This window comes from Kribbella sp. HUAS MG21, assembly GCF_040254265.1.
Lineage (GTDB): Bacteria > Actinomycetota > Actinomycetes > Propionibacteriales > Kribbellaceae > Kribbella.
Window position 1 is genome coordinate 439,740 of sequence record NZ_CP158165.1, and the last position, 12,700, is coordinate 452,439.

A 12,700-nucleotide genomic window follows, 5' to 3' on the forward strand; every position below is an offset into this window, starting at 1 on the left:
CTCTTGCCGCGAGCGAGGCGCTCGGGGTGAGATGGGCAGATGACAGAAACGCGACCCGCCGACGCCGGGGTCTCCGGGCCGGGCTTCTCGTACCGTCCGTTCATCTGGCTGGCGGTCGCGACGTTCTCGATGGGGATCGACGGGTACGTGCTGGCCGGTCTGCTGCCGCAGATCGCGGGTGACCTCGAGGTCACCCCGGCGGCCGCCGGGCAGCTGATGTCGGTGTTCGCGTTCACCGCCGCACTCGCCGGCCCGGTCCTCGGCACGCTGACGTCGCGGTGGGAACGCCGTACGACGATCGCGCTGTCGCTGAGCGTGTTCGTGCTCGGGAACGTGATCGTCGGCGTCGCGACGAACTACCCGATCGCGCTCAGCGGCCGGGTGGTCGCGGCGCTCGGCGGCAGCCTGCTGAACGCGGTCGTCACCGGGTACGTGATCGCGCTGACGCCGGTGGAGCACCACGGCAAGGCGCTGTCGTTCGTGCTCGGCGGCTGGATGACCGCGACCGCGCTCGGCGTACCGGTCGGCCTGGTGATCGGGCAGTCGAGCTGGCGGCTGCCGATGATCCTGGTCGCGGTGGTCGGCACGATCGCGCTGGTCGGCATCATGCTCCGGCTGCCGCGCCAGCATCTGCCGGGCGGCACGCTGATCGACCGGATCCGGCCGCTCGGCCAGCCGCGACTCGTCGCGGGCCTGCTGGTGACCACGGGCATCCTCTGCGGCAGCTACGCCTGCTTCACGTACGCGACGCTGATCCTCGGCCCGCACTTCCGCGCCGAGTGGGCGATGATCGTGATCATGTTCGGGTACGGCGTCGCGAGCATGGCCGGCAATGCGGTGACGGGACGCCTGGTCGACAAGTTCAGCGCGATCCGGGTGCTCACGGTGATGCTGGTCGGCCTGCTGCTGAACGCGGTCCTCGGCATGGTCGCGCTGATGGTCGCGCCGCTCGCCGTCGCGGCCGTCTGGGGCCTGATCTGGTTCTTCGCGGCCGGTGTCGGCAACGGCGGCGCCGCCGTACCGCAGCAGGCCCGGCTGGCGTCGATGGCGCCGGACTCGGCCGCGATCGTGATGGCCCTGAACGGGAGCGCGATCTCGCTCGGCTCGGCGCTCGGCAGTGGCGTCGGCGGTGTCGCGCTGACCACCGGCTCGTCGGCCAACGGCCTGCTCGGCGTCTCCGCGGTGATCCTCGCGGTCACCGTCCTGCTGCACCTGCTCGTCACCCGGGCGACCAAGGCCGCCGCAGCTTAGGATTCGGTCATGGCCGAAAAACTGCGGATCGTGCTGGCGGCGACGCCGGCGTACCGGAAGATGGTGTTCGCGCCGGAGGTCGTGGCGCGGCTGGAGGCGCTCGGGGAGGTCGTCGTACTGGACGATCCGGGCGATGCCGGCGCGCTGCGGGCGGCGCTGCCCGGCGCCGACGTACTGATCACCTCGTGGGGTACGACGCCGCTGACCGCGGACGTGCTGGACGCAGCGGACCGGTTGACGTTGATCGCGCACAGTGCGTCGTCGGTGAAGCACTTCGTCACCGACGAGGTGTTCCGGCGCGGGCTGCGGCTCACGCAGGCGGGTCAGGCGATGGCGCTGCCGGTCGCGGAGACCTCGCTGGCGTTCACGCTGAGCATGCTGCACCGGATCCAGCGCTTCGACCACGCGATGCACGCAGGCGAGTGGCGGGACTACGACGTACCTCCGCAGCACGGCCTCGCGGGCTCGCGGATCGGCGTCGTCGGCGCGTCGCGGACCGGCGCGGAGTACATCCGGATGGTCGTCGCGCTCGGCGCCGACGTGGTGGTGCACGAACCCTACCTCACCGAGGAACGCGCGGCCGAGCTCGGCGTACGGCGGATCGACTTGGACGACCTGCTTCGCACCAGCCGGGTCGTGGCACTGCACGCGCCGACGCTGCCCGAGACGCACCACATGATCGGCGCGCGCGAGCTGGCGCTGATGCCCGACGGCGCGGCGTTGGTCAACACCGCGCGCTCCTGGCTGGTGGACACCGACGCACTGCTCGCCGAGGTCCGGTCGGGGCGGCTGGACGCGGCGCTGGACGTGTTCGACGTGGAGCCGCTGCCGGCCGACAGTCCGTTCCGTGGCCTGACCAACGTCTTGCTCATGCCGCACCAGGCCGCGGCCACGGTCGAGTGCTACTTCGAGATGGGCGAGATCACCGCCGACGAACTCGAACGCCACGCCACCGGGCAGGCTCTCCGCTACGAACTCACCGAGGTCGCACTCACCCGGATGGGCTGACGCACACCGCCGCCAGGCGCCGAGTCGTGGCGATTGGTTCCGGCTCGTTTCGCCGAGTCGTGGAGATGGGCTGCTCCGGCGGAGCCATTTCCCACGACTCGCCGGGGGACGCACCTATCTGGTGGTGATGCGGTGCCGAACCAGCCTTATGGACAGGGCATGGGGAGTTGTGGGTGGTGTGGTGGCCGCGGGGGCGGCGTTGGCGGTGGGGTATCTCGTCGCGGATGTGACGGGTGGACCGTGGCCGGTTGATGCGGTCGGGGTGCAGGTCATCGACTGGGCGCCGGGGGCGGTGAAGGACTGGGCGGTACGCACCCTCGGCACCGCCGACCGGCCACTGCTGCGCGTCGGCATCTGCGGCGTGCTCGTCGTCGTCGCGGCGATCGCCGGGCTGATCGGTGCGCGCGGGCACCCGCGGGCGGCGGTCGGGATCGCGGGCGGGCTCGGCCTGCTCGGGGTCGCATTCGCGGCCGGCAGCCGTTCCGCCGCGGGAAGTCTCGCCGACCGGTTGCTACCGGCAACGGTCACCCTACTTGCAGCCGTCCTCGCGCTGTGGCTGGTGGTCCGCCGATCACGACCTCCACGCGAGCAGCCCGACCGGCGAGGGCCGGCACTCACCGTTCCCCGCCGGCGCCTGTCTCCGGCCGAGCACCCTGAAGGTTTCGACCGGCGCAGATTCCTGCTCACCGTCTCGGCGCTTGCCGCCGTCGGCGCCGGAGCGGCCGGGGCCGCGCGGGTTGTCGGTGGGGCCGGGCAGGAGTTGCGGGCACGGGTGCGCATACCTCGGCCGACGGATGCGGCGGGGCCGGTGCCGGCGAGTCTCGACGTACCGGGGATCAGCCCGTTCACGACGCCGAACGGCAGCTTCTACCGCGTCGACACGCTGCTCCAGGTCCCGCGGATCGACCCCCGCGACTGGGAGCTGCGGATCCACGGACTTGTCGACAAAGAGCTCCGGCTGTCCTTCGGCGATCTGCTCGGACGCCGCCTGATCGAACGCGACATCACGCTGACCTGCGTCTCCAACGAGGTCGGCGGTCCGTACGTCGGCAATGCCCGCTGGATCGGCGTACCGATCGCGGACCTGCTCCGCGAGGCCGGCGTCCGGGCAGGCGCCGACGCGGTGAAGTCCACCAGCGTCGACGGTCTCACCATCGGCACCCCGCTCGCCGCGCTCACCGACGGCCGGGACGCGATCCTCGCGGTCGCGATGAACGGCGAACCGCTGCCGTTCGAGCACGGCTTCCCGGTCCGGATGGTCGTGCCCGGGCTCTACGGGTACGTCTCCGCGACCAAGTGGCTCGTCGACCTCGAAGTGACCAGGTTCCGCGACTTCAGCGCGTACTGGACCGATCGCGGCTGGTCCGTCGAGGCGCCGATCAAGACGTCCGCGCGGATCGACGTACCGAAAGGGTTCGCGACCGTGCCCGCCGGGCCCGCGGTCGCCGCCGGCGTCGCCTGGGCGCAGCGGCGCGGCATCGCGAAGGTCGAGGTCCGCGTCGACGACGGCCCGTGGCAGCCGGCGAAGCTCGCGCCGGTCGACGGCGTCGACACCTGGCGGCAGTGGACGTTCCGGTGGACCGCGACGCCCGGCACGCACAAGCTCACCGTCCGCGCCACCGACAGCACCGGCGAACCGCAGACCGATCGCCAGGCGCCGCCGCGCCCGAACGGGTCGAGCGGGCTGCACAACACGATCGTGATGGTCGAGTGACCCATCCGGCCCGCGAGCGGCCCCGAAGTACTGCTGTCAGCAACCTCCTCAGAAAAGAGCCAGCCTCATGTCCAAGCACCTCGCCCGCGCCGGTCTCGCAGCCACCGCGTTCGCTCTCGCACTGACCGCCTCCGCCTGCGGTGGTGACGACAACGCCGGATCGTCCGGCACGACGACCAGCACCGCGCCGTCCACGCCGTCCACCAGTACGACGCCCTCGACGAGCGACGCGGCCGCGGACCTGGTCGGCCCGGGCTGCGCCGACTACGCCAAGGCGAACCCCTCCGGCGCCGGGTCGATCGACGGGATGGCGGCCGCCCCGGTGGCGACCGCGGCCTCCGGCAACCCGCTGCTCACGACGCTGGTCGCGGCGGTCTCCGGGAAGCTCAACCCGAAGGTCGACCTGGTCTCCACGCTGAACGGCAGCGAGTTCACGGTCTTCGCCCCGGTCGACGCCGCGTTCGCGAAGATCCCGGCCGCCACGGTCAACACCCTGAAGACGAACGACGCGCTGCTGACCAAGATCCTCACGTACCACGTGGTCGCCGGCCAGCTCGACCCGACCGCGGTCGTCGGCAAGCACGCGACCGTCGAGAAGCAGGAGGTCACCGTCACCGGCTCCGGCGACAGCCTGAAGGTCAACAACGCGAACGTGATCTGCGGCGGCGTGAAGACCGCGAACGCTACCGTGTACCTCATCGACTCCGTACTGATGCCCCCGGCAAGCTGATCGTGACCGAACCCACCCCGCTCCCCTGGCCCGCCGGATCCTCCCGATCCGGCGGGGCCTCGGGGAGCGTCACCGACGGCGACCTGCTGGCGCTCACCGCCACAGGCGATACCGCCGCGTTCAGTACCCTCTACGACCGCGTCGCCCCGTGGGTGTTCGGTCTGGTACGGCGGATCCTGCGCAACCCGGCCCAGTCCGAGGAGGTGACCCAGGAGGTGATGCTCGACATCTGGCGCACCGCGACCCGGTACGACGCCGGCCGCGGCTCGGCGCACGCCTGGATCCTGACGATCGCGCACCGCCGCGCCGTCGACCGGGTGCGGTCCGAACAGGCGGCCGCCGACCGCACCGAGCAGGTCGGCGCCCGGTCCGCCGAGGTCGAGTTCGACCAGGTGGCCGACACCGTCAGCACGCGGCTGGAGGCCGAGCAGGTACGGCGTTGCCTCGACACGCTGACCGAGCTGCAACGGGAGTCCATCGAGCTCGCGTACTACAACGGCTACACCTATCCGGAGGTCGCCCAGCAGCTCGGCGCCAAGCTTCCGACCATCAAGGCGAGAATGCGCGACGGCCTGATCCGCCTCCGCGACTGCCTCGGAACCACGAAGGGGCACCGGCCGTGACAGAGCCAACAGGACCGACGGAACCCGACGTACACACCCTCACCGGCCCGTACGTGCTCGACGCGCTGCCCGACGACGAACGGACCCGCTTCGAGGCGCACCTCGCGGAGTGCACCTTCTGCACCACGGAGGTCGCGGAACTCCGCGCCGCCGCGGTCAAGCTGGCCACCCAGGTCTCGACCCCACCGCCGCCCGCACTCAAGGCACGGGTGATGTCGGCAATCGAGGACGTGCGCCAGCTGCCTCCGGTCGTGGATGGCCGGCCTTCGACGGGCGTCGTACGGCGTCGGTTCGGCCGCCGTTCTGTCTTCGCGCTGGCCGCGGCCGCGGCTGCGGTTGCACTGAGCGGCGGGATCGCGATCGACCAGTACCGCGACCGGACAGCCGCCGAGCGCGCCAACCAGCAGGTCGCCGCGGTTCTCGCGCAACCCGACGCCCGCACGCTCCACGGCGCCGTCCAAGGCGGCGGCCAGGCCACGGTCGTGGTGTCGGCACAGGCCGACAAGTCGGTCGTAGTACTGCGAGACCTCCCCGATCTCCCCGCCGACCACACCTGGCAACTCTGGATGATCGACCGCACCAACACAGCCCACTCCGTCGGCCTCGCCTCTGGCGACCTCACCCACGTGATCACCGGCTCCACCACCGGCATGACCACCTTCGGCCTGACCATCGAACCCGAGCCCGGCTCCCGAACCCCCACTCTCCCGGCCGCCGCAATGATCCGCCTCGGCTAGGAGCCTCCGCCGGTCACCCCCCGCGTGCTCCGCGGCCGCTAGCTTCGTCGCTCCGCTCCTCAGACGCGCCCGCTACGCGCGCCCCACCCACCCCGGGGCTCGGCGCCCGGACATCTGTTTCCGGCTTACGCCGGGAGTTGCCGGCTTACGCCGGTTGTTGCCGGCTGCCGCCGGCCTAGTTGCGAGGCTAACGCCCGCGATTGCTCGCTCGCGCTCGCGTACGACCGCCCCGCGCTGACGCCGAACCCGGACGGGATGGCACTACGGCCTCCGCGTCAGCCCGGGTTCCGCCACGCTCGCCCAGTCCAGCCGGCCGAGACGCGCACTACTGCGCCGAACCAACTGCCAAGAACCGCGCCGAGGCAGCCCTTCGGAGCTGCATCACCGACAACGCCCAGCTCGGGCAACTGACGGACACCACCCTGTGCCATGGGTGGGCCGGACTCGTCCAGGCAACCAAGCAACGCGGAACTCCCGCAGCTGATGATCCTGAAGCCGGCAGCGAGGATGCCTACGCCGACATCGCCGTTGTCACGAAGCGGGCCAGCGACGGTTCGGCACTGAGCTGCGCCTCTGTGCCCGCCGTCGTCGCGATGATGCTCGACCAGCTCTACCGTGGCAGGTCGATGCATATTCCACACGCCAACCGTCACCGGCTCACCGAACTCGGCCACGCACCTAACTCCCACTCCATCCTTCCTACCTCTTGTCTTTCCCTGTTCTCCTTCCTCTCCCCTCCTCTCCATGCCCTCATCCGGATCGAGTCCCGGGCCGAGCGCTGACGAATTCTGGTCATCGGAGCGATGAGTTCGGGGCTCGGCGCCGGTCTGTACTGGTGTGAAGCAGAATTCTGGGCGTTCGAGTAGGCAACAGCGGTGGGTGTTGGGGCTGGCCTCCGTGGGGTCGGTCGTGGTGGCGCTGGATGTGTTGGTGGTGGCTGCGGCGTTGACCACCATTCGGGACGAGTTCGGTGCGTCGGCAGCGCAGCTGGAGTGGACGGTCAACTCCTACGGGCTGAGTTTCGCGATGTTGTTGATGACGGCTGCCGCGCTCGGCGACCGGCTGGGGCGACGCCGGACGTACGCGGCCGGCCTCGCCTTGTTCACCGTCGCCTCCGTGGCCTGTGCGCTCGCCACCTCGCTGCCGTTGCTGATCGCGGCCCGCGCCGTGCAAGGGGTCGGCGCGGCGGTCGTGATGCCGTTGGCGATGTCGCTGCTGGGCGCGGCCTTCCCGCCGGAGCGGCGCGGGCGGGCGATCGGGGTGTTCAGCGGCGTGACCGGTCTCGCCGTCCTCGGCGGGCCGCTGATCGGCGGGGCGGTGACCGAAGGGCTCTCGTGGCAGTGGATCTTCTGGATCAACGTGCCGATCGGCCTGGTCGCGATCGCGCTCGTGCTGACCAAGATCCCGGAAAGCACCGGACCCGCCAGGCGGCTCGACCTGACCGGCGCGGTGCTGATCAGCCTCGCCGTCCTCGGTCTCGTCTGGGGCACGGTCCGCGGCGAGTCGGCCGGCTGGACGAGCGGCGAAGTGCTCGGCGCGTTCGCGATCGGCGTCGTCCTGCTGGTCGCGTTCGCGCTCTGGGAACGGCGTACCGAGCACGCGATGGTGCCGCTCGCGTTCTTCCGCAACCGGACCTTCACGGCGTCGAACGCGGCCGGCTTCTTCCTCACCGCGGCACTGTTCAGCGCGGTGTTCTTCCTGTCGCAGTACATGCAGGCCGCGTTCGGGTCGGCGCCGTTCGAAGCCGGCCTGCAGCTGCTCCCCTGGACGGCGACGCTGTTCGTGGTCGGCCCGATCGCCGGCCGGCTGGTCGACCGCGTCGGTGAGCGCCCGCTGATCGTGATCGGTATGGCGCTGCAGACCGCCGGCATGCTCTGGGTCAGCCGCGGCGCCGACCACTACTCGGCGCTCGTCCTGCCGCTCGTCGTCACCGGCTGCGGCATCTCGCTCGCGATGCCCGCGGCACAGAGCGCGGCGATGGCGGCGCTGCCCCGCGAGGCGGTCGGGATCGCGTCCGGCGTCTACGGCATGAACCGCCAGCTCGGCGGCGCCGCCGGTGTCGCCGTCCTCGGGTCGGTGTTCACCGCGGCCGGCGACTACACCGGCGACGGATTCACCCGGGCGCTCGCCGGATGCGGCGTACTGTCGTTGCTCGGAGCGCTGACGGGGCTGGCAGTCCGGGCGCGCCGTCGTACCGGCGACGCGGTCCCGGCCAAGGCGGTGGAAGGAGTCTGATGAATCTCGAGGAGGAGTTCGCGCAGCACCGGGGCGAGTTGGTGGCGCACTGTTACCGGATGCTCGGCTCGTTGCACGACGCCGAGGACGCGGTGCAGGAGACCTACCTGCGCGCCTGGCGCGGTCATGCGGACTTCGAGCACCGCTCGACGGTCCGGACCTGGCTGTACCGGATCGCCACCAACGTGTGCCTGAACCTCCTCCAGCACAGCAGCCGCCGGGTCGTCCCGTCGGCACTGGGTGCCCCGGGCAACGATCCGGACGAGCTGCACGCCCAGGCGCTCGAGGTGCCGTGGCTGGAGCCGTTCCCGGACCAGTTGCTCGGCACCGATCCGGCGACGGTCGTCGGCGATCGGCAGAGCCTCCGGCTGGCGATGGTTGCTGCGATGCAACACCTTCCGCCGCGGCAGCGCGCCGTACTGATCCTGCGGGAGGTGCTCACCTGGCCGGCCGCGGACGTCGCGTCACTGCTCGACACCACGACCGCCGCGGTCAACAGCTCGCTGCAACGCGCACGGGCCGAGCTGGCGCGATTGCGGCCGCGCGAAGAAGACCTCAGCGAACCGGACGAACCGCTGCGGCGGGCGCTGCTCGACCAGTTCCAGGCCGCGATGGAGAACAAGGACCTGGTCGTCCTGGAGGGGTTGTTCAGCGCGGAGGCGCGGTGGGAGATGCCGCCGATCCCGACCTGGTTCAGCGGGCGTGCCGACGTACTGCGGTTGCTCGACTCGAAGCTCCGGCCGGGTCCGGGCCGCCGGGTCCTGGTCGAGACCTCGGCGAACGGGCAGCCGGCGTTCGCGCTGTACATCCGCGGCGCGGACGGCCAGTTCCACGCGCACTCGCTGAAGGTGCTGACGCTGGCGAAGGACGCCGTGTCGGCCGTGCTCGCGTTCCACCAACCTGCTCTGTTCCCAGCCTTCGGGCTGCCGTTGATCCATGGGAGATCTTGATGTCTTTGGCAACTGCTCTGCGGGAGCTGCACGTTCCCGGCACCCCGCTCGTCGTACCGAACGCCTGGGACGCCGCCTCCGCCCAGATCGTCGAGGCGGCCGGGTTCCCGGCGGTCGCGACCAGCAGCAACGCGACGGCCGCCGTCCTCGGGTACGACGACGGCGAACACGCGCCGGTCGACGACGTGCTGACCGCCGCGGCCCGGATCGCGCGCGCCGTCTCCGTGCCGGTCACGGTCGACTTCGAACGCGGGTACCGGCTGGCACCCGCAGAACTCGTCGAGCGCTTCGTCGCCACCGGCGCGGTCGGGCTGAACCTCGAGGACTCCGACCCGGCTACCGGCGAGCTGGTCGATCCGGACGCCCAGGCGGAGTTCCTGGCGGCGGTCCGGGAGGCGGCGGGCGACGCGCTGGTGATCAACGCCCGGATCGACGTGTTCCTCCGGCAGGCCGGTCCGGCGGAGGAACAGGTCCGGGCCGCGCTGGATCGCGGGGCGCGCTACCTGGCCGCGGGCGCCGACTGCGTGTACCCGATCGGAGCCGGCGACCTGGACGTGATCGCCGTACTCACCACGCAGATCGACGGCCCGGTGAACGTCGCCTACGGGCAGGGTGCGCACTCGCTCGCCGACTACGCGGCGCGCGGCGTGGCGCGGGTGAGCTTCGGGCCGATGTTCCAGCGGCACCTCTACGCGACGTTCGCCGGAACCACGCTTCCGGCGCTGAGCGCGGACCGGAACCCGTTCGCGCTCTAGCGCCGCACACGTACCAACTCATCTTTGAGAACCCACCGACCATAATCAAGCCGGCAAAATGATCGGTGGCTTCTCAAAGACGCCCGAGTCGTCATTGCATGAGGTCAGGGACCTGCTCGGCGGTGATGCGGCCGCGGTCCGGCGTTGCGGTGGAACGCGGTGCGATGCGGGCGGCGGCCGGATCGGCGGGCCGGCGGTGGTGCCAGTCGGTGACGGCCTGGTAGGCGGCGCCGACGGCGAGCAGGCGGTCCTCGCCGAACGGCTTGCCGCCGAGGATCGTGCCGATCGGTACGCCGGCAGCGGTGAATCCGATCGGCAGCGCCAGCTCCGGCAGGCCGAGCGCGTCGAAAGGTGTCGGTGACGTCTGCACCACGACGTCACACTGCTCGAACAGGTCCTCCAGGACCCGCTCCAGCAGGACCACCTTGGCGCGCTGGCCGATCAGGAACTCGTTGGCTCCGAGCAGCGCGCCCTGCAGCCAGCCCGTGACCGACACACCGAAGCCACGGAGGTTCGACCGCAGCAGCGGGAGGAACGGTTCGCTCCGTTCGGGAAGCCGGACGTTGTTGAAGGCCGCGCCGGTGAGCAGGTCCCACTCGTCCGGCATGCTCACGTCGACGACCGACAGGCCCTCGATGCCCGCGAGCACCTCGAGTGCGGTCCGGCGGGCCGCGGCGGTCTCGGACGTGCCGCCGGTGAACCCGGGTATCACGCCGATCCGGGTCCGCCAGCGCGCCCGGACCCGCGGGCCCCGCCGGACCGGCGTCGCCGCCGTGATCAGATCGGGCACCGGCGGAAGTCCCTGCGTTCGCGGGTCTTCCGGGTCCTCGCCCGCCATCGCGGTCAGCATGATCGCGGCGTCCATCGCGTCCCGCGCCAACGGTCCCGGGTGGTCACGCGTGTAGCTGAGCGGCACGATGCCGTGCAGCGAGACCCGGCCCATCGTGGGCTTCAGCCCGGTCAGGTTCTGTGCGTTCGACGGCGCGGTGATCGAGCCGCCGGTCTGCGTCCCGACGGACGAGGTCGCCAGCCGGGCCGCCACCGCGGTCGCCGACCCGGACGACGAACCACCCGGGTCAACGCGTGGATCGCCCGGCGTCCACGCGTTCACGGTGGTGATCCGGCCGTCGGGCGTTGTCGCCCGAGTGGTTGCCAGCGGCCCCATCTGGGTCTTGCCGAGCACGATGCCGCCCGCCGCGGTCAGGCGGCGTACGGCGGTCGCGTCGTACGACGGCACGAAGTCGGCGAACAGGTACGAGTTGGCGGTCGTGGTCACACCGCGGGTGAAGTAGTTGTCCTTGATCGCCAGCGGGATGCCGTGCAGCGCGCCGCCGCGAGACCTGCCGAGCGTACGAGCCCGGGCCAGCGCCTCGTCCGCGAGCACCAGGTTGAACGCCTGGTAGGTGGGATCGAACGCCTTGATCCTGTCCAGACAGACTTCCACCAGCTGTTCGGGCTTCAGCTTGCCCTTGCGGATCAAGGTGGCGGCCTCGGCGATGGTGAGCTCGCTGAGGTCCACCGATCGAGCCGGTACGTCGACCAGCGGCGCCGTACCTGCGCGTGCCGGGGCCGCATGCGCAACCGCGGGCAGCGCCACCGAGCCGACGGCGGTGGCGGCGGCCAGCGCGCTCGCGCGGTGCAGGAACGACCGCCGATCGACCTGACTGTCCTGTGGCGCGCTCATCAGGACTCCCGGACCACGTCGATGGACGGGTACAGCTTCGGCGGCGCGGCCTGCTGCGCGAGCCTGGCGTCGGTGGCGAACGTGTACGAACTCAACGGCAGCACGGTCGTGCGAACGAAGCCGCGCAGACTGGCCAGCACGGAGTCGCGGCCCGGGCTCCCGGTCTCCGGATCCGGTGTGCTGCCGGCCGGCAACTGTTCGAGGTCGATTCCGATGGAAGCCAGACGTGACCGGATCATCACGTCCAGTTCGGCGTCGGTCGGCTGACTGAGACTCACGAGTCCCTCCCGGTCGTGGCGGCAACCTGTCAGCTCTTTATGTCATCTTCAACTACATCGCGGGTTTCGCCGGGATGACCGCGGTGTTGCGGCCGCCAGGGTGTGAGATCGGCCGGATCGGGTAACAGCGCTGGGTAGTGGAAGGCAACCATCGACAGAACGGGGAAAGACGATGGGTATGTTCGACAACATGAAGGACAAGGCCGGCGACCTGGTCGACGAGCACGGCGACAAGGTCGACCAGGGTCTCGACAAGGCCGGTGACTTCGCCGACGAGAAGACCGGCGGCAAGTACGGCGACAAGATCGACCAGGGTTCGGACATGGCCAGGGACCAGCTGGACAACCTGGACGGCCAGAACGACGACCTCCGGGACGAGCAGCAGTAGTCCTTACCAGTCCTGACACAAGTCCTGAGCACGCCAGGGCGGCCGCGGAACACACCGCGGCCGCCCAGCGTGCCCGCGTTGTCCGGCGTTGCCCGTCATCGCCGGCTCACGACTTCGATCGCACGGCTGGCCGACCATGTCACCGTCCGCGTCCGCTCCGACCGCTTCCGCGAAATACGGTGCCGAGAGCAACGTGCCGAGCGCTTCCGGCGGACAAACTCTCGTCCCATAGCCGGTTCCACTCGTCGACCCGGCGAGGTTACGCTCAGCCAGGAGGGGGCTCTAGCGGACTATCGGGGTGGCAGGGGGACTGCACGATGCTGGATTTTCGCCTGCGCCAGGGGACG

12 protein-coding genes are annotated in these 12,700 nt (G+C 70.7%); 10 read left to right on the forward strand and 2 right to left on the reverse strand.

Annotated elements, in window-relative coordinates; translation table 11 throughout:
* Window positions 1-39: 39 nt before the first annotated feature.
* The 9 genes from ABN611_RS02035 (at window position 40) to ABN611_RS02075 (ending at window position 10,003) form a co-directional block, all read left to right on the forward strand.
* Window positions 40-1,251: an MFS transporter gene (locus ABN611_RS02035; protein ID WP_350278016.1), complete on the forward strand. Its 1,212-nt coding sequence runs from the start codon at window positions 40-42 to the stop codon at window positions 1,249-1,251.
* 9 nt (window positions 1,252-1,260) lie between these two features.
* Window positions 1,261-2,259: a hydroxyacid dehydrogenase gene (locus ABN611_RS02040; RefSeq protein WP_350278017.1), complete on the forward strand. Its 999-nt coding sequence runs from the start codon at window positions 1,261-1,263 to the stop codon at window positions 2,257-2,259.
* Window positions 2,260-2,440: 181 nt separating this feature from the next.
* The gene (locus ABN611_RS02045; protein ID WP_350278018.1) at window positions 2,441-3,973 is read left to right on the forward strand and encodes a molybdopterin-dependent oxidoreductase; all 1,533 of its coding nucleotides are present in this window, start codon (window positions 2,441-2,443) and stop codon (window positions 3,971-3,973) included.
* Between the two features lie 67 nt (window positions 3,974-4,040).
* Window positions 4,041-4,703 carry a fasciclin domain-containing protein gene (locus tag ABN611_RS02050; protein ID WP_350278019.1) on the forward strand — a complete coding sequence of 221 codons (663 nt, stop codon included), beginning with the start codon at window positions 4,041-4,043 and terminating at the stop codon, window positions 4,701-4,703.
* A gap of 2 nt (window positions 4,704-4,705) precedes the next feature.
* Window positions 4,706-5,326 (forward strand): ECF RNA polymerase sigma factor SigK, encoded by a 621-nt coding sequence (sigK, locus tag ABN611_RS02055; RefSeq protein WP_350278020.1) that lies wholly within the window; start codon window positions 4,706-4,708, stop codon window positions 5,324-5,326.
* Window positions 5,323-6,063, forward strand: a complete 741-nt coding sequence (locus ABN611_RS02060; protein WP_350278021.1) for an anti-sigma factor — start codon at window positions 5,323-5,325, stop codon at window positions 6,061-6,063. The genes sigK and ABN611_RS02060 overlap by 4 nt, the downstream gene beginning before the upstream one ends.
* 897 nt (window positions 6,064-6,960) lie before the next feature.
* A complete protein-coding gene (locus ABN611_RS02065) occupies window positions 6,961-8,298 on the forward strand; it encodes a DHA2 family efflux MFS transporter permease subunit (protein ID WP_350278022.1) in 1,338 nt (445 codons plus the stop codon).
* Entirely contained in the window at window positions 8,298-9,248 is a 951-nt protein-coding gene (locus ABN611_RS02070) for a sigma-70 family RNA polymerase sigma factor (RefSeq protein ID WP_350278023.1), read from the forward strand. Before ABN611_RS02065 ends, ABN611_RS02070 begins: the two co-directional genes overlap by 1 nt.
* Window positions 9,248-10,003: an isocitrate lyase/phosphoenolpyruvate mutase family protein gene (locus ABN611_RS02075; RefSeq protein ID WP_350278024.1), complete on the forward strand. Its 756-nt coding sequence runs from the start codon at window positions 9,248-9,250 to the stop codon at window positions 10,001-10,003. The genes ABN611_RS02070 and ABN611_RS02075 overlap by 1 nt, the downstream gene beginning before the upstream one ends.
* A gap of 91 nt (window positions 10,004-10,094) precedes the next feature.
* Here the strand turns inward: ABN611_RS02075 and ABN611_RS02080 are convergent, their stop codons facing one another.
* Together ABN611_RS02080 and ABN611_RS02085 are read right to left on the reverse strand one after the other, a co-directional pair.
* Window positions 10,095-11,687: an amidase gene (locus tag ABN611_RS02080; RefSeq protein WP_350278025.1), complete on the reverse strand. Its 1,593-nt coding sequence runs from the start codon at window positions 11,685-11,687 to the stop codon at window positions 10,095-10,097.
* On the reverse strand, window positions 11,687-11,965 hold the full coding sequence (locus ABN611_RS02085) for a hypothetical protein (RefSeq protein WP_350278026.1): 279 nt from the start codon (window positions 11,963-11,965) through the stop codon (window positions 11,687-11,689). Before ABN611_RS02085 ends, ABN611_RS02080 begins: the two co-directional genes overlap by 1 nt.
* 172 nt (window positions 11,966-12,137) lie before the next feature.
* Here ABN611_RS02085 and ABN611_RS02090 point away from each other — a divergent pair, with 172 nt between their 5' ends.
* A complete protein-coding gene (locus ABN611_RS02090; protein WP_350278027.1) occupies window positions 12,138-12,353 on the forward strand; it encodes an antitoxin in 216 nt (71 codons plus the stop codon).
* Window positions 12,354-12,700: the final 347 nt, after the last annotated feature.

Bases quoted from the DNA above. Each gene is read 5' to 3' on its own strand.
- ABN611_RS02035 (WP_350278016.1), top strand. From the start codon at position 40: ATGACAGAAACGCGACCCGCCGACGCCGGGGTCTCCGGGCCGGGCTTC.
- ABN611_RS02040 (WP_350278017.1), top strand. From the start codon at position 1,261: ATGGCCGAAAAACTGCGGATCGTGCTGGCGGCGACGCCGGCGTACCGG.
- ABN611_RS02050 (WP_350278019.1), top strand. From the start codon at position 4,041: ATGTCCAAGCACCTCGCCCGCGCCGGTCTCGCAGCCACCGCGTTCGCT.
- ABN611_RS02070 (WP_350278023.1), top strand. From the start codon at position 8,298: ATGAATCTCGAGGAGGAGTTCGCGCAGCACCGGGGCGAGTTGGTGGCG.
- ABN611_RS02075 (WP_350278024.1), top strand. From the start codon at position 9,248: ATGTCTTTGGCAACTGCTCTGCGGGAGCTGCACGTTCCCGGCACCCCG.
- ABN611_RS02080 (WP_350278025.1), bottom strand. From the start codon at position 11,687: ATGAGCGCGCCACAGGACAGTCAGGTCGATCGGCGGTCGTTCCTGCAC.
- ABN611_RS02090 (WP_350278027.1), top strand. From the start codon at position 12,138: ATGGGTATGTTCGACAACATGAAGGACAAGGCCGGCGACCTGGTCGAC.